We start from the raw sequence: 21,435 nt of genomic DNA, 5'->3' as shown, positions 1-21,435 counted from the left end.
GCCATGGTCAGCTACGACATGGCCGGACGGGTCGCCGTGGTCACCGGGGCGGCCGGCGGGATCGGAGCGGAACTGGTCCGGGCGCTCGCCCGGCAGGGCGCCAGCGTCGCCGCCGTCGACAACGACGCCGAGCGGCTGCGCGCGGTCACCGCGACGGCCGGCACCGGCGGAACCGTACTGGCGTTTCCCGGCGACGTCACCTCCAGCATCGCGGCCGAGGGCCTGACCGGTGCCGTCGAGGGCCGGCTCGGACCGATCGACTTCCTGGTCAACGGGGCGGGCGTACTGCACACCGGCGAGGTCCGGACGCTGACCGACGGGGCCTGGGCGACCACCTTCGCGGTGAACACCACCGGGGTGTTCAACGTCTCGCGGGCGGTGGTGAACCGGATGGTGCCGCGCCGGCGCGGGGCGATCGTCACCGTGGCGTCGAACGCCGCCGGCACGCCCCGGGTCGGGATGGCCGCGTACGCCGCCTCGAAGGCTGCGGCCACGATGTTCACCAAGACGCTCGGCCTCGAGGTGGCCCGGTACGGGATCCGCTGCAACGTGGTCGCCCCCGGATCCACCGACACCCCGATGCTCAGCAAGCTGTGGGCGGACGGCAACGGGCGCCGGCAGACGATCGAGGGAACCCCGGACGTCTTCCGGCTCGGCATCCCGCTCGGCAAGCTCGGCCAGCCGTCGGACGTGGCCAGCGCGGTGCTGTTCCTCCTCTCCGACCAGTCCGGCCACATCACCATGCACGACCTGACCGTCGACGGTGGCGCCACCCTGGGCGTCTGATTGGAGCTAGCCGACGTGGGGATTCCGAACCGCATCGCCTACGCCATGCCGGTCCCCCGGGACCTGCCCGACAACATCGCCGACTGGGCCCCGAGACCGGACCGGGCGGTGCTGCTGGTCCACGACATGCAGCGGTACTTCCTCCGGCCGTTCGCGGCCGGCGCGGCACCCCTGGTCGACCTGGTACGCAACGTCGCCGCCCTGCTCGACCGGTGCCGGCAACTCGGCGTCCCAGTGGCCTACACCGGACAGCCGGGCGGGATGAGCGACGCACAGCGCGGCCTGCTGAAGGACTTCTGGGGGCCGGGCATGACCGCCGAGCCGGCACACCGGCAGGTGGAGCCGGCGCTCGCGCCCCGACTGGGCGACTGGTTCTTCGTCAAGTCCCGCTACAGCGCGTTCCACCGCACCGGCCTGCTCGACCGGCTCCGGGCCGCGGGCCGGGACCAGCTCCTGGTCTGCGGCGTCTACGCCCACGTCGGGGTACTGATGACCGCCTGCGACGCCTTCTCGCACGACATCCAGCCCTTCATCGCCGCCGACGCCGTCGCCGACTTCGGTGCCGAACAGCACCGGATGGCGCTCGACTACGCGGCCGGCCGGTGTGCCGTGGTCACACCGGCCCGGACACTGCTCACCCAGCTCTCCGCCGTACGGGTGCCGGGTTGACGGCCCGCGACGAAAGGACCGTTGTGATGACGTTCTCCTCGGCACCGGCCGGGGCCGCGCCGCCGCGCGGTGCCGCCGATCCCGGCCTGTCGGCGCTGGACCCGGTACTGGCGGACCGGCCCGGCCCGTTCGCCCTGCTGCACCGGCCGGAGCTCACCGGACCGGGCCGGATCGAGGTGCTGCTCGGCCGGGTACGCGCGCTGGAGCGGCTCGCCGACGTGCCGCTGCCCGACCCGGTCCCCGGCGACTCCGGGCCGGAGACCCTGGTGGTGGTCCCCTACCGGCAGATCGCCGAACGGGGCCACGCCACTCCCGACGACGGCACGCCGCTGCTGGCGATGACCGTCGACCGGCACGCGGTGGTCCCGGTCGCCGAGGTGCGGCAGCGGATCCCGGACGCGCCGGTCACGCTCTCCGGCGGCCACTTCGACCTGGACGACGACGGCTACGCGGAGCTGGTCCGCACGGTGCTGGCCGACGAGATCGCCACCGGCGAGGGCGCCAACTTCGTGCTGAAGCGGTCGTTCCTGGCCGACATCACCGACTACACGACCGGGACGGCGCTGACCGTCTTCCGGCGGCTGCTGGCCGACGAGTCCGGCGCGTACTGGACGTTCGTCGTGCACACCGGGGACCGCACGCTGGTCGGGGCCAGCCCCGAACGGCACGTCAGCGTGGCCGACGGCACGGCGACGATGAACCCGATCAGCGGGACGTACCGCTATCCGGCGTCCGGTCCCACCCTCTCCGGGGTGCTCGACTTCCTCGCGGAGGCGAAGGAGGCCGACGAGCTGCACATGGTCGTCGACGAGGAACTCAAGATGATGGCCCGGATCTGCGACGACGGGGTACGGGTCGTCGGGCCGTACCTGAAGGAGATGGCCCGGCTCGCCCACACCGAGTACCTGATCGAGGGGCGTACCCGCCGGGACGTGCTCGACGTGCTCCGGGAGACCATGTTCGCCCCGACCGTCACCGGGAGCCCGGTGGAGAGCGCCAGCCGGGTGATCAGCAAGTACGAGCCGGCCGGTCGCGGCTACTACAGCGGCGTCGTCGCGCTGATCGGCCGGGACGGCACCGGCGCACGCATCCTGGACTCGGCGATCCTGATCCGCACCGCCGAGATCGACCGGACCGGGCGGCTCCGGATCACGGTCGGCTCCACCCTGGTCCGGCACTCCGAACCCGACGCCGAGGCGGCGGAGACCCGGGCGAAGGCGGCCGGGCTGCTCGCCGCCTTCCAGGCCCGGCCGGCTCCCCGGTTCGGGGCGCATCCGGCGGTCCGGCACGCGCTGACCCGGCGTACCGAGCGGGTCGCCGGATTCTGGCGCGGCTGCTCCGCCGGGCGGGGCGGCGGGCTGGCCGGGCAACGGGTGCTGGTGGTCGACGCCGAGGACAACTTCACCTTCATGCTCGGCCACCAGTTCCGGGCGCTCGGCCTGCGGGTCACCGTCCGGCGGTTCGACGAGCCGTACTCGATCGACGACCACGACCTGGTGGTGCTCGGCCCGGGCCCGGGTGATCCGCGTGCGCCGGGCCATCCGAAGATCGCGCACCTGCGGCGCACCGCCCGGCGGTTGCTGGTGCAGGCGCGGCCGTTCCTCGCGGTCTGCCTGAGCCACCAGGTGCTCAGCGACCTGCTCGGCTTCCGGCTGGCCCGGCTGGACGCGCCGAACCAGGGCGTGCAGAAGGAGATCGAACTCTCCGGCCGCCCGGTCCGGGTCGGGTTCTACAACAGCTTCGCCGCGCACAGCGAGGCGGACCGGGTGCGCTGCGCCGACTCCGCCGGCCTGGTCGAGGTGGATCGGGACCGGACCACCGGCGAGGTGTACGCGCTGCGCGGGGCGACGTTCCGCTCGATCCAGTTCCACGCCGAGTCGATCCTCACCGAGGGCGGCGTCGACATCCTGCACGAGTTGGTCGGCTCGGTACTGCGTACCCGGCTCGCCGAACCGGCGGCCGCGCGGCGCTGACCCGCGCGGGACGGGAGACATACCGAATCCGGATGTCTAACATCTGGGTTATGCGGATAAGCGAAGGGGTCGAATGGGGACTGCACTGCTGCCTCACGCTCGCCTGGATCGGCGACGACGAGCCGGTGTCGGCACCACGGCTGGCAACCTGGTTCGAGTTGCCGCCCGCCTACCTGAGCAAGTGCCTCCAGGCGCTCGTCCGCGCCGGCATCCTCAGCTCCACCCCCGGGGTACGCGGCGGGTTCCGGCTCGCCCGGCGACCGGCGGAGATCACGGTGATGGACGTGGTCACCGCGATCGAGGGCCCCGAGCCCGCGTTCCGGTGCACCGAGATCCGGCAACACGGCCCCGGCGTCGACCCGGCGGCGCCGGAGTTCCGCCGGCCCTGCGCGATCACCGCGGTGATGCGCCGCGCCGAGTTGGCCTGGCGACGGGAACTGGCCGGGCAGACCCTCGCCGACCTGATGTCCGCCGCACCGCCGCAGGCGGCCGAGCGGGCCCAGCAGCGCCACCGGCTGCTCCGCGGCTGACCACCACCCGGCCCCGCACAGGAGAAGGTTGATGTCCCGGCTCTCGATTCCGTCCGACCGGTCCGCCGTGCGACGGCGCACGGCAGCGCAGAACCGTGGCCTGAAGCCCACCCTGGTGCTGGCGGTGGGGACCTTCGCGGTCGGTACGGACGCGTTCGTCGTCGCCGGATTCCTGCCGGAGATGGCGGATACCCTGCACGTCTCCACCGCCGCCGCCGGACAGTCGGTGACGGTCTTCGCGCTCTCGTACGCCGTACTCGCCCCGCTGGTCGCCACGGTCACCGCCCGGGTGCCGCGCCGTCCACTGCTCGTCGGGGCACTGCTGGTGCTCTGCGTCGCCAACCTCGGCTCCGCGCTGGCCACGAGCCTGCCGATGCTGATCGCCACCCGGGTCGCCGCAGCGGCCGGCGCCGCCGCGTACACCCCGAACGCCGGGGCGGTGAGCGCCGCGCTGGTCCGCCCGGAGTTGCGGGCCCGGGCCCTCGCCGTGGTGGTCGGCGGGCTGACCGTCGCCACCGCGCTCGGCGTACCGCTCGGCGGGGTGGCCAGCCAGTGGCTCGGCTGGCGCGCCGCGCTCGGTACGGTCGCCGGGCTCTGCCTGCTGGTGGCGGTCGGGGTACGACTGATCATGCCCAGCCTGCCCGGCAACCCGCGTACCCCGCTGCGCACCCGGTTGGCGGTGCTGCGCCGGCCCGGGGTGCTGACCGTACTGCCGTTGACGGTCCTCGGGATGGCCGCCTGCTACACCGGGTACGCGTACGCCGTCCCCGCCCTGGGCGCGGCGGGGATCCCGCCGACCTCGGTCAGCCTGATGCTCTTCCTCTACGGGGTCGGCGCGGTGGTCGGCAACCTGCTTTCCGGCTACACCACCGACCGGTGGGGACCGACCCGGGTGCTCGGCACCGGATATCTCGGCATGGTGACCTGCCTGGCCCTGCTCGGCTGGGCGGCCGGTGGCGTCGGCGTCCACCCGGCCGTCGTCGGCGTCCTCGTGCTGGTCTGGGGGGCGAGTAGCTGGTGCCAGACGCCTCCGCAGCAGCACCGGCTGATCGAGGCAGCCCCGCAGGAGGCACCGCTGGTGGTGTCGCTGAACTCCTCCGGCATCTACCTGGGCATCGGCCTCGGCACCACGATCGGCGGCCTCGCCGTCACCTCCGGGGCGGCCGCCGCGTTCGCCGTCGGCGCGGCCGGTGCGCTGGCCGCCCTGCTCTTCCTGCTGGCCACCGCGCCGGCACGGCGGGCCGGGAGCGCGACCGGATGACCGCAGCGCCGCTGACCACCCGGGCCGCGTACGTCGAACGGCTCGGCGCAGCCGCCGAGATCCGGTACGGCGACCTCGCGATCGCCGGCCCCGGGCCGACCGACGTACTGGTCGCCGTCGACGCCACCGTGGTCAACCCGGTGGACACCTTCGTCCGGTCGGGCCGCTATCCGACCCCGGTGCCGCTGCCCTTCGTGGTCGGTCGTGATCTGGTCGGCACGGTGGTCGCCGCCGGGCCGGGCGCACCCGGGTTCGCCGCCGGCGACCGGGTCTGGTGCAACAGCCTCGGTCACGGCGGCCGGCAGGGTGCCGCCGCCGAGCGGGCCGTCGTGCCGGTCGACCGGCTCTACCGGCTGCCGGACGGGGTGCCTGCGGAACTCGCGGTGGCGGTGGTGCACCCCACCGCGACCGCGTACCTCGCGCTGTTCACGCACGGTCGGCTGCGGCCCGGCGAGACCGTCGTGGTGGCCGGCGCGGCCGGCAACGTGGGCGGTGCGCTGGTGGTCCTGGCCAGTACCGCCGGGGCCCGGGTCATCGCCACCGCCGCCGCTGCCGACGAGGCGTACTGCCGGTCGCTGGGCGCGACCGAGGTCCTCGACTACCGCGACGAGCGGTGGCCCGAGCGGATTCGCGCGCTCTGTCCGGACGGGGTGGACCTCTACCTCGACACGTACGGCCGCAACGACCTGGGCAACGCGGTCGAACTGCTCGCCCACCGGGGCCGGGTGGTGCTGTTGGCGGGACTGCGGACCCGACCGGTGCTCCCGGCCGGCAGCCTCTACACCAGGGACGGTGCGGTCATCGGGTTCGTCATCTCGCGGGCGTCGACCGCCGAACTCGGTGCGGCGGCTCGGACGATCAACCAACTGCTCGCCGCCGGACGGCTGCGCCCGCGGGGCACCGAGATCCTGTCGCTGCCGGAGGCGGCCGAGGCGCACCGCCGGGTCGAGGCCGGCAACCTGCGCGGCACCCGGCTGGTACTGACGCCCGGGCTCTGACCTGAGAGTGCTTCAGGTCACATGCTGACCGATCGGTCAACTCTCTGACCGATCGGTCAGGCATGCTCGGGTCCGGAGGTGAGCCCGATGGCGCGCGGCAGCAGCAGGACTCGGGACGAGATCCTGGTCGTCGCGGCCCGGCAGTTCGCCCGGATGGGTTTCAAGGGCACCTCGCTGCACGACATCGCGGTCGAGGTGGGCTGCTCGAAGGCCACCCTGCTGTACCACTTCGACAGCAAGGAGGCGATCCTGCTGGCGCTGGTCGCGCCCGCCGCCCGGGACCTGGCCGCCCTCGACGCCCGGCTCGCCCGGCTCGCCGGGCTCGCCGCGGCGGACGCCCGGGAAGCCGCCATCGACGGATTCGTCGACCTGGTGCTCACCTACCGGCGCGAGGTAGCGCTGATCTACGACGACCCGGCGCACCTGCTGGAACAGCCGGCGTTCACCGATCTCGCCTCCGTCACCGCCCGCCTGGTCGACGCCGTCGCCGGCCGCTGCACCGACCCGGCCGACCGGATCGCCGCCGAGGTAGTGCTCGCCGGCATCTCGGCGGTGGTGATCGAGCACACCGACGACGACGAGGCCGACCTCCGCCCGGCGCTGCTCCGGGTAGCCCGCCGCGCGCTGCGTCCCGAGGCCGGCGTACCCACCGCCGACCTCACAGCACGGCACTGAACCCGCACCGACCCTCCACCACCAGCCCGACTCCTCGACCGAAGGAAACGACATGGCGACCCTCCTCTACCGACTAGGCCGGGCATCGTTCCGGCGCCGCCGGCTCGTGGTGGTCCTCTGGCTCGTCCTGCTGGCCGCGCTCGGCGGGGCAGCGGTGGCGTTCATGGGCCCCACCTCGACCAACTTCTCCATTCCCGGCACCGAGTCACAGCGGGCGATCGACGCGCTGAAGCGGGAGTTCCCGGAAGCGAGCGGCGCGACCGGCACCATCGTGGTCGCCGCGCCGGAAGGCCAGCAGCTCGGCACCCCGGACCGCCGGGCGGCAGTGGCCGAGCTGGTACGCGAGGCCGGCACCCTGCCCGGCGTGGTCGGCGCGCTCGACCCGTTCACCACCGGGGCGCTCTCCCCGGACAGCCGGCACGCGCTCGTACAGGTGCAGTTCGCCCACCAGGCCGACGAGGTCACCGAGGCGCAGCGCGAGGCGTACGAGCAGAGCGGCTCGGCGGCGACGGCGGCCGGGCTGCGGGTCGAACACGGTGGCGAGGTGATGTCCAGCGTGCCCGAGGTGGGCGGCACCGAGGGCATCGGCGTGCTGATCGCACTGGTCGTACTCGTCGTGACGCTGGGTTCGCTGGTCGCGGCCGGGATGACGATGCTCAACGCGCTGATCGGGGTCGGCGCCGGAATGGCCGGCCTGTACGCGCTCAGCAACACCATCGAGCTGACCAGTACCGCACCGGTGCTCGCCCTGATGCTCGGCCTCGCGGTCGGGATCGACTACTCGCTCTTCATCACCTCGCGCTACCGGCAGAACCTGCTGGAGGAGCTGGAGCCGGAGGAGGCGGCCGGGCGGGCGATCGGCACGGCCGGCTCGGCGGTGCTCTTCGCCGGGGTCACCGTCGTGATCGCGCTCGCCGGGCTGGCCGTGGTGAACATCCCGTTCCTGACGATCATGGGACTCGCCGCCGCCGGAACCGTCGCGGTCGCCGTACTCGTGGCGTTGACGCTGCTGCCCGCGCTGCTCGGCTTCGCCGGCCGGCGCATCCTGCCGCGCCGGCTGCGGCGCACCGCGACCGGCGCGGTGCCGGCCGCCGCCGAGGGGTTCGGTTTCCGCTGGGCCCGGCTGGTCATCCGGCTGCGGGTGCCGCTGATCCTGGTCGCCGTGCTCGGGCTCGGCGCGCTCGCGCTGCCCGCCGCCGACATGCGGGTCGCGCTGCCCGACCACGGCACCGCCCCGCACGGTACGCCGCAGCGCGAGGCCGCCGACCTGATCACCGAGGGCTTCGGGCCCGGGTTCAACAACCGCCTGGCCCTGGTGGTCTCCAGCGACTCGCCCGAACGCACCGGCACGGTCGCCCAGGAGGTCACCGCCGTGCTCCAGGGCACCGAGAACCTGCTCGCGGTCAGCCCGCCCAACCTGAGCCGGGACAAGCTGACCGCCCTGCTGGCGGTGATCCCGACGACCGGCCCGACCGACCCGGCGACCGAGACCCTGGTGCACCAGATCCGGGAGAAGGTCGGCCCGATCGACCGGCTCGGCGACACCGACGTGGCGCTGACCGGCCAGACGGCGGTCGGGATCGACGTCTCGGAGAAGCTCGCCGACGCGATGCCGTGGTACCTGCTGCTCGTGGTGGGCCTGTCGGTACTGCTGCTGATGCTGGTGTTCCGGTCGCTGCTGGTACCGCTGAAGGCGGCGCTGGGCTTCCTGCTCACCGTCGGGGCCACCTTCGGGCTCACCGTACTGGTCTTCCAGCAGGGCCACCTCAGTGACCTGGTCGGGTTGGACACCCCGGGCCCGCTGGTCAGCTTCCTGCCGATCCTGCTGATCGGCATCCTCTTCGGCCTGGCCATGGACTACGAGGTGTTCCTGGTCTCCCGGATGCGGGAGGACTTCGTGCACGGCGACACCCCGACCCAGGCCACCATCAACGGCATGGGGCACGGCGCCCGGGTGGTCACCGCCGCCGCGCTCATCATGACCTCGGTCTTCGCCGGCTTCGTGCTGCTCGACGACCCGGTGATCAAGTCGATGGGCTTCGCCCTCGCCATCGGGGTGGCGATCGACGCGTTCGTGGTCCGGATGACGATCGTACCGGCGGTGATCTCGCTGCTCGGCCGGAGCGCCTGGTGGCTGCCGGGCTGGCTGTCGAAGCTGCTGCCCAACGTCGACATCGAGGGCGAACGCCTGCGCCGGCACCTGGCCGCCGACGCCGCACCCGAGCGGGTCCCCGCCGGGGTCTGAGCCCCGCCCGACCGTGGGCTGTTACTACCCCTGGAGGGGCGGTAACAGCCCACGATCGGTTGCGGAGCCGGTCGTCGCGCCGGCCGTATCCGTCAAGCGGCGACGCCGCTGGTCGGCGCGTTTTCCGACCGAGGCAAACTTTTCGCTGTCCCCGGCGTCTGAGGGAGCGGGAGGTGTGCCGTGGGTCGGGCGTCCGAGCGGGAATTCACCGCGTTCGTGCACGAGCGGGGCGACGTGCTGCTCCGCGTCGCCCAGGCACTCGCCGGTGACCGCTACGCCGCCGAGGACCTGCTGCAGAACGCGCTGGCGAAGGCGTACGCCCGGTGGCCCCGGATCCGGGGCGACGCGGAGCCGTACGTCCGGCAGATCCTCTACCACGACCAGGTCTCGGCCTGGCGGCGGCGCGGACGGCGGGCCGAGGTGCCGCACGCCGAGGTGCCGGAACCACCTGCCGCCGACACCCAGCACGACCACGACACGGCGGTCCGGATGATGCTCCGGGACGCGCTGATGATGCTGCCACCCCGGCAGCGGGCGGTACTGGTGTTGCGCTATCTGGAGGACCAGACGGTGGAGCAGACCGCCGCCGCGCTCGGCTGCCGCCCCGGCACCGTGGCCAGCCAGGCGTCCCGGGCACTGAGCAAACTCCGCGAACTCGTGCCGGAGTTCGCGGAGCTGACGAAACGGGCGGAGGCACTGCGATGAGCGAGCGCGCGGACCGGCTGCTGCGGGAGGCCGTACGCGAGTTGGCCGGCACTCCCCACCAGCCGCCGGACTTCGCCGCCACCGCCATCGTCCAGGGCCGGCGGATGCGCCGACGCCGGCAGACGATCGCGGCCGCGGCGGCGTTCGTCGCGATCGGCGCCATCGCGGCACCGTACGTCTGGCTCCGGCCCGACCCGCAGCCACCGGCCCTGGGTATCGGCGGGCCACCGGCGGCGACCACGCCGGCGAGTTCGCCGACGCCCCGGCCGGCGCCGTCGGGCGGCTGGCGGAACGGGCCGGTGGAACTGCCCGGCGGTGCTCTGCTGCTCAGCGCCGGCTCGACCCGGCAGGCGGGCCCGACCTGGGCGTACGACTCCGTCCGGCGCCGCTACGTCAGCGTCCCGGCGAGCTACACGTCGGTGCGGGTCGCTCCGCACCGCCCGATCGCCGCGGTACGCAGTTCCGACCGCCCCACCGAGGTCGGACTGTACGACCTGGCGACCGGCAAGCCGCAGTGGTTCCGGACCGGCAGGGCGGTCATGGGCGTCGAGTGGTCACCGGACGGGCGGCGACTGCTGGCCACCCTCCAGGACAGGAAGACCGGGACCTACACGATCGGGCTGCTCACCCCCGACGCCGGAGCCTTCCGGTACTACCCGGTCAAGACGCGCCCGGTGTCCTGCCTCGGTTTCTGTCGGTTCACCTGGGCTCCCGGCGGCCGGGAGGTCGCACTGTCGCAGGCCGAAGCGGTCGTCGGCTCCCCGAAGGTGCCCCCGCCCACGGGACCCGGCCTGCAGCTCTTCGCGGCCGAGGACGGCATGCCCACCCGCTTCCTGCCGGTCCGGGGCGGTGTCGCCAGCTCGGCGGCGTGGTCTCCGGACGGCTCGCTGGTGGTGGTCTCGACATCGTCGGCCGTGACGGTCCAGGACAATGACAATCCGGCACCACCGGCCAAGGGGACCTTGACCGCACAGCTCGTCTCGACGCAGACCGGGAAGGTGGTACGGCAACTGCCGAGCGCCGACGTAACCTGGGTCACGCCCAGCCGGCTGCTCTATCTGGACCCGACCCGGCCCGGGGGGCTCACCGTGGTGCTCGTCGATCCGACCGGTGCCGAGCACGAGCGGGCCGAACTTCCGCTCGAACTGGTCAGCAGCGACGACATCACGTTCGCGGCCGGGTGATCGTCGGGTAACGATCCGGTACGCACACCGGGGATCAAGCAGGTTCCGCCCCCAATCCGGATCGGCGAGCGGCTAATGTCGCACGGACGTCCGGCCGGGGTGGGTGCGGTGAACCAGGCCCCGATCCGCTGCCCACCGGCCGGCGTCCGAGCCGCCCCGACCGGGGCCCGGCGGCCGGCCGCTCTGCAACCTCGCCTTCCGGGTGGCACCCGGTCCGGGTTCTCCGGACGGCACCGTCCGGTTCGGAGTTCCCACTGCGGGTCGTGCTCAGCCAACTCACAGGTTGCCCGGGCCGGTTACCTTGCAGTCGTGGCAGCGGGGACTCTGATCTTCCTCATCATCGGCGGCGCCGGAGTCGCGGTGCTGGTGCTCGCCCTGCTCGGTACGGAGTTGGCGCACCTCGGCAACCCGGACATCGACGGCCCGATCAGCCTGGAGACGATCGCCGGATTCGCCGGCGTACTCGGCTTCGGCGGAGCCATCGCCAACGAGGTGATCGGCGGCGGTACCTTCGGCCAGGTCGCCGCCGCCGGTGGCCTGGGCGCGCTGGCGGCGGTGCCGGCGGGCTGGCTCGCGGCCCGGCTCTCCCGGGCGGCCCGCAACATGCACACCGACGCCACCCCGACCCGCAACGACCTGGTCGGGGCCCTCGGGGTGGTGGTCACCCCGATTCCCCACGCCGGCTACGGCGAGGTGCGGGTCCGGGTGGGTGGCCAGCCGGTGAAGCTCAACGCCAGGGCCGAGCGGCCGATAGCGCTCGGCGCGCAGATCTTCGTCGTCGAGGCGCTGACCGAGACCAGCGTCCTGGTCGAGACCTACTGACACGGAGCCGGTCCGTACGCCGAGCGCCACCGCTCGGACACCGGCACCACCCACCCCGAACACCATGTCCATCCCCACGAACCTCGGCAGTCGACGGCGCACGTCAACCCCCAATCCGAAATGGACGGTGTCATGCTGATCCTCATCGCCATCGGCGGAGCAGTGCTCCTGGTCCTCATCCTCGTCATGTTCGTGCTCTCCCGGATCAAGGTCGCCGGGCCGAACGAGGCCTTCATCGTCACCGGCCGCAAGGGCCGTACGACGCAGAGCGCCGACGGCAGCCGCTCCACCGACATGTCCGGGCAGAAGGTCGTACTCGGCGCCTCGGTCTTCGTCCTCCCGGTGGTGCAGAAGCTCCAGTCGCTCGACCTGTCCAGCCGGCGGATCGACGTCAGCATCAAGGGCGCGGTCAGCAAGCAGGGCATCCGGGCCGAGCTGCACGGCGTGGCGATCGTCAAGGTCGGCGGCACCGAGGACGCGATCCGCGCGGCGGCGCAGCGGTTCCTGCACCAGCAGGACGAGATCGAGAGCTTCACCCGCGAGGTGCTGGCCGGCGCGCTCCGCTCGATCGTCGGCCGGCTCACCATCGAGGAGATCATCCGGGACCGGGCCGCCTTCGCCAGCGCGGTCGCCGAAGAGGCCGAGCACTCGATGACCAACCAGGGTCTGGTGCTCGACACCTTCCAGCTCCAGGACATCCTGGCCGAGGGCTCCTACCTCCAGGACCTCGGCCGGCCCGAGGCGGCCCGGGTGCTCAAGGACGCGGCCATCGCCGAGGCCCGGGCCCGGCAGGTCGCCGAGCAGGAGCGGCTGCTCGCCGAGGAGGCGATCGCCGAGGCGAACCGGAACCTGGCGCTGAAGCAGGCCGGCATCCAGGCCGAGATCGACGCCGCCAAGGCCAAGTCGGCCGCCGCCGGCCCGCTGGCCCAGGCCGAGCGGGACCAGGCGATCCTGACCGAGCAGCAGAAGGTCGCCGAGCGCAACGCCGAACTGAAGCAGCGCCAGCTCGACACCGAGGTCCGCAAGCCGGCCGATGCGGCCCGGTACAAGGTGGAGCAGGAGGCCGAGGCGTCCCGCAACGCGGCGGTGCTGGCCGCCGACGCCGAGCGGCAGGCCACCATCGCGGCCGCGCAGGCCGCCGCCGAACAGGCCCGGCTGACCGGTGAGGGCGAGCGGGCCCGCCGGGCAGCCCTGGCCGAGGCGAACGCGATCGAGGGTGCCAAGGAGGGTGAGGCCGAGCAGCGCCGGCGTACCGCCATCGCCGACGCGGTCGAGCGGGAGGGCCAGGCGGAGGCCGCGGCGATCCTCGCCCGGGGCCAGGCCGAGGCGGAGGCGATGTCCCGCAAGGCCGAGGCCTTCGCGTCGTACGGCGAGGCGGCCGTGCTCGACCTGCTGGTCAAGGTACTGCCGCAGGTGGTCGAGGCGGCGAGCGCCCCGGTCGGCGCGATCGACAAGATCACGGTGATCTCCACCGACGGCGCCTCCTCGCTGACCAAGTCGGTGGCGGCCAACGTGGCCCAGGGACTCCAGCTCGGCAGCGACCTGACCGGGGTCGACCTGACCGGGCTGCTCGCCCGGCTCGGCGCGGCCCGCGGCAACGCCGACCAGATCGTCGACGGCACGCTGACCAACGGCGGCAAGGCGGTCGAGCCGAAGGGCTGACCACCCGGGGACGTTCCACCCCTGCGGCCCGGTACCGGAGTTGCCGCTCCGGTGCCGGGCCGCCTGCTGTCCCCGTCACCGGCTCCCGCACCGGCCTGCGGCGCGGACGTCCGTGCTCGTCCGGTCCGGCTAGGGCGCGGGCGTTCGGCCGGCACTGCCGGCGTGGTGATCACCGCTCTGGGCTCCCTACTCCGACCGGGCGTACAGGGTGGTGAAGGCCAGGGACTGCTGGGTCAGCCGGTCGCCGGCACAGGTGTAGTTGGACGGGGCGGTCGAGGCGGTGAAGGGTCGCCAGCGTCCGGGCGTACCGGCACCGACCCGCAGCCGCACCTCGGCGGCGGATCGTACGTCCCGCAGCTCGATCCGGTCGCCGACGAGCGCGTAGCGGTAGCTGACCCTGCCCCGCAGTTCTAGCACGACCTCCTGGCCGCCGTGACTGCTGGAGAAGACCGTGCCGTCGCCGTAGTCGGCGATCCCGGCGCCCTCGGCGCTGAGCGAGAGCGTCGACCCGGTGCCGCCGGTGAAGCTCAGCCGGCCCACCTCGGGCACGTCCACCTGCTCCTGATGCTCGGTGACCCGCCAGGTGCCGACCAGGCAGCCGGCGGCGCCCGGTGCGCCGCTCGGCGTACTCCCGGCCGACGGGTCGCCGCCGGTGGCGGTGGCGGGATGCGTCGGGCCGGCGCCGGTCGGGTCCTGCGACCCGCCGCCCCGGAGTACGAGCACCAGCACGATCGCGACGACGAGGGCCACCAGCGTCGACACCAGCGCCACCATCGGGACCAGGAAGGAGCGGTCGCCCGGCCGACCCGAGACGTCCACGATCACCTCCCCGCCTGTCGTACGCCGGATAGGACGGTATCGCCAGTGGACGCGGCAGGCGAACCGTCCGTTCCGGCATTGACCCCGCGCTAGCTGTAACAGAAGCTGTTACAGCTAGCGGAAAGGTGGTGCGGAACGGTGGCGGCGAACAGCCGACTGACTATCGCGGTCCACGCGCTGACCTGGATGGCGCTCTCCGAGCGGCGTGGCCGGCAGGTGCTCACCTCCGGCCAGGTCGCCGCGAGCGTGCGGACCAACCCGGTGGTCATCCGGCGGAGTCTCGGTGACCTTCGGCAGGCGGGCCTGGTCACCGTGCGACACGGCGTCGGGGCGGGCTGGAGTCTGGCCCGCCCGCCGCAGGAAATCACCCTGCTCGATGTGTACGCCGCGGTCGAGCGGGAGCCCCTGTTCGCGCTGCACCACAGCGAGCCGAACCTGGAGTGCCCGGTCGGCAGGGGCATCCGACCCGCCCTCGGCCGGTTCTACGGCGACGTCGACCGGGCGCTGCGCCGGGAACTCGCCGGTACGTCGATCGCCGACATGCTGGACCAGACCCTGGAGACGGGAGAGTAATGAGCGACGGCGTACGCCATCCGGTCGTCGAACTCCGGCAGTACACCCTGCACGGTGGCGCGCGTGACGTGCTGGTCGACCTCTTCGACCGCGAGTTCGTCGAATCGCAGGAGGCGGCCGGGATGGCGATCATCGGGCAGTTCCAGGACCTGGCCGAGCCGGACCGCTTCGTCTGGCTCCGGGGGTTCCCCGACATGCCCCGCCGGGCCGCGGCACTGCACGAGTTCTACGCCGGCCCGGTCTGGCAGCGGCACCGGGAGCGGGCCAACGCCACGATGGTCGACTCGGACGACGTACTCCTGCTGCGACCGCTCGATGAGCGGTCCGGGTTTCCGGCACCGGCCGTACGCCCGCCGGTCGGCCGCGGTAACCGGCCGGCGTCGCTCGTCATGGTGACGCTCTGCCTCCGGGCCGATCCGGTCGACCAGGCGTTCACCGACCTCTTCCACCGGCGGATACGGCCGCTACTCGTGGAGACCGGCGCCGCACCGGTCGCCTGCCTGTCGACCGAGTACGCCGAAAACACCTACCCGGCCCTGCCGGTCCGCACCGGAGAGCACGTCCTCTGCTGGCTCACCCGGTTCGCCGATGCCACCCGGCTCAACGATCACCTCCGGCGCCTGGGCCGGTCTATCCGATGGCGGGACGAGGTGCTGCCCGAGCTGCGCGCCGCGCTCGTCGCGCCGCCGCGACAGCTACGGTTGGCTCCGACGACCCGCTCGGCGCTGCGCTGACCCGGCACCGCCCCGAACGCCGGTCCGCGCGGCGGGATCGGCCGGACCGCCAGGCCGGCCCGTCAGTCGGTGATGCCCTGTTCCCGGGCCCAGCGCAGCAACTCGGCCTCGGCCTCGTCCCGGTCCAGCGGGCCCCGCTCCAGACGCAGTTCCTTCAGGTACCGCCAGGCTCGACCCACGATCGGCCCCGGCGGTACGCCGAGCAGCTCCATGATGGCGTTGCCGTCGAGGTCGGGGCGTACCCGGGCGAGGTCCTCCTCCGCCGCCAGCCGCGCGATCCGCTCCTCCAGCGCGTCGTAGTCGGCGGCCAGCGCGGCGGCCTTGCGGCGGTTGCGGGTGGTGCAGTCGGAGCGGGTCAGCTTGTGCAGCCGGGGCAGCAGGTCACCGGCGTCGGTGACGTACCGGCGCACCGCCGAGTCGGTCCACTCGCCGCGCCCGTACCCGTAGAACCGCAGGTGCAGCCCGACCAGTGCGACCACCTGGCCGATCACGTCCTTGGGATAGCGCAACGCCTTCATCCGCTGCTTGGTCAGCCGGGCGCCGACCACCTCGTGGTGGTGGAAGCTGACCCGGCCGTCCGGCCCGACCGCCTTGGTGGCCGGCTTGCCGACGTCGTGCATCAGTGCGGCCATCCGGAGGACGAAGTCGCAGCCCTCCTCCTCCAGCCGCACCGCGTTGCTCACCACAATCAGGGTGTGCTCGTAGACGTCCTTGTGCTGGGCGTGCTCGTCGATCTCCAGTTTCAGCCCGGACAGCTCCGGCAGGAACCGGTCGGCGAGGCCGGTGTCGACCAGCAGGCGCAGCCCGGTGATCGGGTCGGCCCCGCAGAGCAGCTTGGTGAACTCGTCCCGGATCCGCTCGGCGGTGATCCGGTCGAGGTCGGCTGCCATCGCCCGCATCGCCTCCCGGACCTCGGGCGCGACGGCGAAGCGCAGTTGTGCGGCGAACCTGGCCGCGCGGAGCATCCGCAGCGGATCGTCCCCGAACGACTCGGCGGGGGTGCCGGGGGTCCGGATCACCCGGTCGGCGAGGTCGTCCAGCCCCCCGTGCGGGTCGGTGAAGTCGTGCCCCGGCAGGCTCACCGCCATCGCGTTGATCGTGAAGTCCCGGCGCCGCAGGTCCTCGGCGAGGTCGGTGCCGTACCGGACGACCGGGTTCCGGCTCACCTGGTCGTACGACTCGGCCCGGAAGGTGGTGATCTCCAGCCGCAGCCCGTCCCGCTGGGCGCCGATGGTGCCGAACTCGCGTCCGGTCTCCCAAATCGCCTCGGCCCAGCCCTTCAGCAGCCGCAGCGTCTCGTCCGGGTGCGCGTCGGTGGCGAAGTCGAGGTCCTCACCGAGCCGGCCGAGCAGGGCGTCCCGGACGGAGCCGCCGACCAGGTGCAGCTCGTGACCGGCCCGGGCGAACCGGCGACCCAACTCGTCGGCGACCGGCGAGACCCGGAGCAGTTCCGCGACGGCGTTGCGCTGGGCAGCGCTCAGGGCCGACCGGCTGTCGGACGGCGTCGAAGGGGCGCTGTGCGGGGCGGAGGTTTCGGACATGGGATCGCCAGCCTACTGAACCGTCCGGCACCGGCTGGCGCCGGGCACACCGACTGACCGGCGACTCGGCCGGCGGCCCCGGCGGGGACGGTTCGGCCGGGCGCACACCCGGGACCGGCCGGGCCGCCCGTGGCTGCCGCCGGGGACGCCGGAGGCGTGGGCGACGCGGCCGGGCAGCCGGGTGACCGGGTTGACTAATGTTCCAACAGTGCCGGCGGGCGCCCTGCCCGCCGTACCCCTTGGGAGGCTGAGATGGCTGGCGGGCTGTACCGCAGCGCCAACGCCATGCCCGACGGCGTCCCGCCGCCGCAGGACGGCGCGACGCTGATCTCCGCGTCGCCGGCCCTGGAGAGCACCGCGCCGCCGCCGGAGACCGCCGGCAGCGCGGCCGGGAACAGCGCGATCATGGCGATCGGCAGCCTGGTAAGTCGGGGTACCGGCTTCCTGCGCACCCTGATGGTGACGGCCGCGCTGGGCGCCTTCGCCGTCAACGACGCGTACGCGACCGCGTTGATCATCCCGCAGATGGTCTACGAGTTCCTGCTCGGCGGCATCCTGACCAGCGTGCTGGTGCCGGTGCTGGTACGCCGGCGCCGGGTCGACGCCGACGGCGGCCAGGCGTACGCCCAACGCCTGCTCACCCTGGCCGTGCTCGCCCTCGGCGTGGCCGCGGTGCTGGCCATCGTGGCCGCCCCGGTGCTGACCGAGATCGTCGCCGGCGGCCGTGGCGACAACTACCAGGGCCTCGTCACCACACTCTCCCGCCTGTTGCTGCCGATCATCTTCTTCTCCGGGCTGAGCGCGCTGGTCGCCGCGGTACTCAACACCCGTGGGCACTTCGCGGCCCCGATGTGGACACCGATCCTCAACAATCTCGTGATCATCGGCGCCTGCGCGCTCTACATCGCCATCTACGGCGCGCAGATCATCGATCCGGACGAGATGGGTCCGGGTCGGATCCTGCTGCTCGGCGGCGGCACCCTGCTCGGCATCGTCGTCCAGGCCGTCGGGCTGCTGCCGGCGCTGCGCAAGGTCGGCTTCCGCTGGCGGTGGCGGTTCGACTTCCGGGAGCTGGGCCTGCGCGAGCTGGGTCGGCTCGGCGGCTGGATGTTCTGCTACGTGGCGGTCAACTCGCTCGGCCTGGTCGTGCTCTTCAACCTGCTCAACCAGGTGGAGGGCGAGTCGGCCGGACCGGCCATCTACAACAACGTCTTCCTGCTGCTGATGATGGCGCACGGCATCATCGCGGTCTCGATCATCACCGCTCTGATGCCCCGGATGAGCGCCGCCGCTGCCGACGGCCGGTTCGAGGACATGGCAAGCGACCTGTCCCGTACCGTCCGGACCGTCACCGCCGTACTCGCGCCGATCGCGGTCTGCTACGCCGTACTCGCCGAGCCGATCGCGGTGAGCCTCTTCGACTACGGCGCGGCCCGGGGCGACGCGGGTGCCATCTCGCCGGTGCTGCTGGTCGCCGCGTTGGCGCTGATCCCGTTCGCGGTCAGTCAGGTCTTCACCTTCGCGTTCTGGGCGCTGCCCGACACCCGCATGCCGGCCCTGATCAACATCCCGGTCGTACTGCTCCGGATCCTGGTGCAGGTTCTCGTCTTCGCCGCGTTCTCCACCTCGGTGCTCGCCTCGGGGATGATGTTCGGCAACGCGGTCTCGTACGTCGCCGCGGCGGTGATCTCCGCCTGGTTGCTGCGCCCCCGGATCGGCCGGATCGGCCTCGGCGCGATGTTCAACACCTTCGGCCGGGTACTCGTGGCCGCCCTCGGCGCGACCCTGGTCGGCCTGCTGGTGGTGACCCTGCTGCCGGGTCAGGCGATCGAGAACCGCTGGCTGGGTTTCCTGGAGGTGGCGATCGGCGGCGCGGCGATCGGCGCGACGTACCTCGGACTGGCCCTGCTGCTGCGGATCCGGGAGATAACCACGGTGGTCGGCATGGTCCGCCGCCGGCTCGGCCGGTGAGCGGTCGCGCACGGGCTGGGGACGTACCTGTGGAAAACCCGGCGGGTCCGGCTCGAACCTCCACGCACAGGCTGTGGACAACGGCTCGTCAGCGTCGGCCGACCGGTGTCACGGCGAAGCGGCGACAACCGCGCCGGCCCGGCTCTCGACACCGTCGTGCCGGCGCGGTGGGCCACCGTCGCGGTGTGACCGACGTGACCGCCGTTCGGGCAACCACCCGGATGCTGTCGACCTTGGGCGTCCGGCATACTTCCGGCGCACGGGGGAAGGTGCCGGGTGCACGCCGACGCCCCGGACGACAAGGGTGCCGGGCAGGGGCGGCGGGCCGGCACACCGACCCGGTAGCAAACTGTTGAAATTAACCTATAGATTGATAAAAGCACGGGCCATCAAGGTGGCTGACAGCGGACGATCCAGCGCGCTCCCGACACATCCGCCCAGCAGGTCCACGTACGGCCGCAAGATGACGTGTCGGGGATCAGTCAGACCCGGGTAAGGTCGCTCTCGACGAGTGCGGCGAGCGCCTAGGCTAGGAGTGCCGGTGGCCGTCCGATTTCCTTCGAAGGCGGAGCGGGAAGCCAGATGCCTAGCAGCACGGGTCCATCGATCGACACGATCACCGAGGGAGGACGGGTGACCCAGGTCGGCGAAGGTCAGGAGGCGGACGAGGCGGCTCCGTCCGTGATGACCTTCGGTGCCCCCGCCGTCGGTGAGATCCTGGCCGAACGGTACGAGCTTGCCGAACACATCAACGACGACAGCGCGGGCCGGCAGGTCTGGCGCGGTGTCGACGTGGTGCTGCGCCGACCGGTCGCGGTGGTGCTGCGCTATCCCGGCGGTGACTCGGCGAAGGAGATGCTCCAGGCCGCGGTGGCGGCCAGCCGGGTGATCCACCCCAACCTGGTCGGCGTCTACGACGCGATCGACGAGGACGAGCGGGCGTACGTCGTCCGCGAGTGGGTGGACGGCCACTCCCTGCGGGAACTCGTCGCCGAGGGCGTACTCGACCCGGCCCGGGCCACCAGCATCGCGCACGCCGTCTCCGGGGCGATCTCCGCCATCCACGCCACCGGCATGGTGCACGGCAACCTGCACCCCGGCACCGTGATGGTCGGCGACGACGGCCGGGTGGTGCTCGCCGACGCACGCACCGACGGCGCGGACACCCCCGAGACCGACGTACGGGCGGTCGGTGGCATCCTCTACTACGCGTTGACCGGCCACTGGCCGCACGCCGAGGCGTCCCTCACCGCCGGCTCGACCCGGCGGTCCCGCTCCCCGCTGCCGGACGCGGTGCGGGACGCGAGCGGCACCATCGCGGCCCCCCGGCAGGTCCGGGCCGGTGTCCCCGCCTACCTCGACGACCTCACCATGGATCTGCTCGACTCGCAGCTCGCGGTGCCGTCCTCGGACGTTCTCGCCGCCGAGTTGGGCCGGCTCGACGCCGCCGCCGAGGAGCACTACCTCGACAGCGGGCCGCTCCGCTTCACCGCCGGTGACGACGGTGGCCCCGACCTGCCGACACCCAGCAACCGCAGGATGCTGATCGGCATCGCCGCCCTGCTGGTGATCGCGCTGGTCGGGCTCTCGCTCGGCATCAACGCGCTGGTCGGTAATCGGGACTCGACCGACGGCCAGGCCGGACCGACCCCGAGTACCGGGACCAGCACCCAACCCGCGGTGGCCGGCGACCCGGAGCCACCGGCCGCCACTCCGCGCAAGGTCAGCCTCAAGGGCGACCAGGTCCGGGTGATCGACCCGGACGGCGACAGGACCGAGCTGGACGACGTGGAGAAGGCGGTCGACGGTGACGCCAACGAGGGCTGGGAGACCGATACCTACAAGAGCGGTTCGAATTTCGGCAACACGAAGTCCGGGATGGGCATCCTGATCAACCTGGGTCAGCCCCGCGAGGTCACCAGCGTGCAGGTGGACTTCTCCGAGAGCGGTGTCTCGGCCGAGCTGCGCTCGGGCACCAGGGACTTCCCGGCGACCGCTGGCGGCGACCGGGATCTCATCGAGGCGTACAGCACCCGGATCGGCAACGCGTACGAGAAGAGCGACCGGACCAAGGTCCTGTTCAGCCAGTTCGCGCCGGGTCAGAAATACCAGTACCTGATGCTGTGGATCACCGACCTGCCGGAGACCGAGCCGGGCTCCGGCCGGTGGAAGATCGGCGTTCAGGAGATCACGGTCCAGAGTCGGTGAGCTGCCGGTCGTCCCAGTGCGTGCGTGACTCGGTTATCGTGCGGCCATGACCGGCGGGTTGGGTTCCGACGCTGCCGGC

The 21,435-nt window shown here is 72.6% G+C and carries 18 protein-coding genes; 16 read left to right on the top strand and 2 right to left on the bottom strand.

Annotated elements, in window-relative coordinates; all coding sequences use genetic code 11:
* The first annotated feature begins 3 nt into the window (after nt 1-3).
* The 12 genes from R6Y94_RS32490 (at nt 4) to R6Y94_RS32435 (ending at nt 13,510) form a co-directional block, all read left to right on the top strand.
* Nucleotides 4-786 carry a 2,3-dihydro-2,3-dihydroxybenzoate dehydrogenase gene (locus tag R6Y94_RS32490; RefSeq protein ID WP_318399857.1) on the top strand — a complete coding sequence of 261 codons (783 nt, stop codon included), beginning with the start codon at nt 4-6 and terminating at the stop codon, nt 784-786.
* A 15-nt stretch (nt 787-801) separates the two neighbouring features.
* Entirely contained in the window at nt 802-1,455 is a 654-nt protein-coding gene (locus R6Y94_RS32485) for an isochorismatase family protein (protein ID WP_318399855.1), read from the top strand.
* A 26-nt stretch (nt 1,456-1,481) separates the two neighbouring features.
* The gene (locus R6Y94_RS32480; RefSeq protein ID WP_318399853.1) at nt 1,482-3,428 is read left to right on the top strand and encodes an anthranilate synthase family protein; all 1,947 of its coding nucleotides are present in this window, start codon (nt 1,482-1,484) and stop codon (nt 3,426-3,428) included.
* Between the two features lie 50 nt (nt 3,429-3,478).
* Entirely contained in the window at nt 3,479-3,958 is a 480-nt protein-coding gene (locus R6Y94_RS32475; RefSeq protein ID WP_318399852.1) for an Rrf2 family transcriptional regulator, read from the top strand.
* Nucleotides 3,959-3,989: 31 nt separating this feature from the next.
* A complete protein-coding gene (locus tag R6Y94_RS32470; protein ID WP_318399851.1) occupies nt 3,990-5,219 on the top strand; it encodes an MFS transporter in 1,230 nt (409 codons plus the stop codon).
* Nucleotides 5,216-6,217, top strand: a complete 1,002-nt coding sequence (locus R6Y94_RS32465; protein ID WP_318399850.1) for an NADPH:quinone reductase — start codon at nt 5,216-5,218, stop codon at nt 6,215-6,217. Before R6Y94_RS32470 ends, R6Y94_RS32465 begins: the two co-directional genes overlap by 4 nt.
* 87 nt (nt 6,218-6,304) lie before the next feature.
* Nucleotides 6,305-6,892 carry a helix-turn-helix domain-containing protein gene (locus R6Y94_RS32460; protein WP_318399849.1) on the top strand — a complete coding sequence of 196 codons (588 nt, stop codon included), beginning with the start codon at nt 6,305-6,307 and terminating at the stop codon, nt 6,890-6,892.
* Nucleotides 6,893-6,944: 52 nt separating this feature from the next.
* On the top strand, nt 6,945-9,137 hold the full coding sequence (locus tag R6Y94_RS32455; protein ID WP_318399847.1) for an MMPL family transporter: 2,193 nt from the start codon (nt 6,945-6,947) through the stop codon (nt 9,135-9,137).
* A 180-nt stretch (nt 9,138-9,317) separates the two neighbouring features.
* On the top strand, nt 9,318-9,842 hold the full coding sequence (locus R6Y94_RS32450; RefSeq protein ID WP_318399845.1) for a SigE family RNA polymerase sigma factor: 525 nt from the start codon (nt 9,318-9,320) through the stop codon (nt 9,840-9,842).
* Nucleotides 9,839-11,026: a hypothetical protein gene (locus R6Y94_RS32445; protein ID WP_318399843.1), complete on the top strand. Its 1,188-nt coding sequence runs from the start codon at nt 9,839-9,841 to the stop codon at nt 11,024-11,026. The genes R6Y94_RS32450 and R6Y94_RS32445 overlap by 4 nt, the downstream gene beginning before the upstream one ends.
* Before the next feature lie 309 nt (nt 11,027-11,335).
* Nucleotides 11,336-11,848: a hypothetical protein gene (locus R6Y94_RS32440; RefSeq protein ID WP_318399841.1), complete on the top strand. Its 513-nt coding sequence runs from the start codon at nt 11,336-11,338 to the stop codon at nt 11,846-11,848.
* A gap of 132 nt (nt 11,849-11,980) precedes the next feature.
* Nucleotides 11,981-13,510 (top strand): flotillin family protein, encoded by a 1,530-nt coding sequence (locus R6Y94_RS32435; protein ID WP_318399840.1) that lies wholly within the window; start codon nt 11,981-11,983, stop codon nt 13,508-13,510.
* 186 nt (nt 13,511-13,696) lie between these two features.
* Here the strand turns inward: R6Y94_RS32435 and R6Y94_RS32430 are convergent, their stop codons facing one another.
* On the bottom strand, nt 13,697-14,329 hold the full coding sequence (locus R6Y94_RS32430) for a hypothetical protein (RefSeq protein ID WP_318399838.1): 633 nt from the start codon (nt 14,327-14,329) through the stop codon (nt 13,697-13,699).
* A gap of 138 nt (nt 14,330-14,467) precedes the next feature.
* Between R6Y94_RS32430 and R6Y94_RS32425 the strand changes: the two genes are divergently transcribed.
* Together R6Y94_RS32425 and R6Y94_RS32420 are read left to right on the top strand one after the other, a co-directional pair.
* Complete coding sequence (locus R6Y94_RS32425) at nt 14,468-14,902, top strand: Rrf2 family transcriptional regulator (RefSeq protein ID WP_318399836.1); 435 nt, start codon at nt 14,468-14,470, stop codon at nt 14,900-14,902.
* Nucleotides 14,902-15,636, top strand: coding sequence for an NIPSNAP family protein (locus R6Y94_RS32420; protein ID WP_318399834.1), 735 nt, complete (start codon nt 14,902-14,904; stop codon nt 15,634-15,636). Before R6Y94_RS32425 ends, R6Y94_RS32420 begins: the two co-directional genes overlap by 1 nt.
* A gap of 62 nt (nt 15,637-15,698) precedes the next feature.
* On the opposite strand, the gene R6Y94_RS32415 is transcribed toward R6Y94_RS32420, so the two are convergent.
* On the bottom strand, nt 15,699-17,177 hold the full coding sequence (locus R6Y94_RS32415; RefSeq protein WP_318399833.1) for a CCA tRNA nucleotidyltransferase: 1,479 nt from the start codon (nt 17,175-17,177) through the stop codon (nt 15,699-15,701).
* A gap of 252 nt (nt 17,178-17,429) precedes the next feature.
* Between R6Y94_RS32415 and murJ the strand changes: the two genes are divergently transcribed.
* Nucleotides 17,430-19,148 carry a murein biosynthesis integral membrane protein MurJ gene (gene murJ / locus R6Y94_RS32410; RefSeq protein ID WP_318399831.1) on the top strand — a complete coding sequence of 573 codons (1,719 nt, stop codon included), beginning with the start codon at nt 17,430-17,432 and terminating at the stop codon, nt 19,146-19,148.
* 582 nt (nt 19,149-19,730) lie between these two features.
* Nucleotides 19,731-21,356, top strand: coding sequence for a protein kinase family protein (locus R6Y94_RS32405; RefSeq protein WP_318399829.1), 1,626 nt, complete (start codon nt 19,731-19,733; stop codon nt 21,354-21,356).
* Nucleotides 21,357-21,435 lie beyond the last annotated feature (79 nt).

Source organism: Plantactinospora sp. KLBMP9567, from assembly GCF_033446045.1.
GTDB lineage: Bacteria > Actinomycetota > Actinomycetes > Mycobacteriales > Micromonosporaceae > Plantactinospora.
The sequence above is the reverse complement of the archived record's forward strand: the minus strand, read 5'-3'. Positions and strand labels throughout refer to the sequence as shown.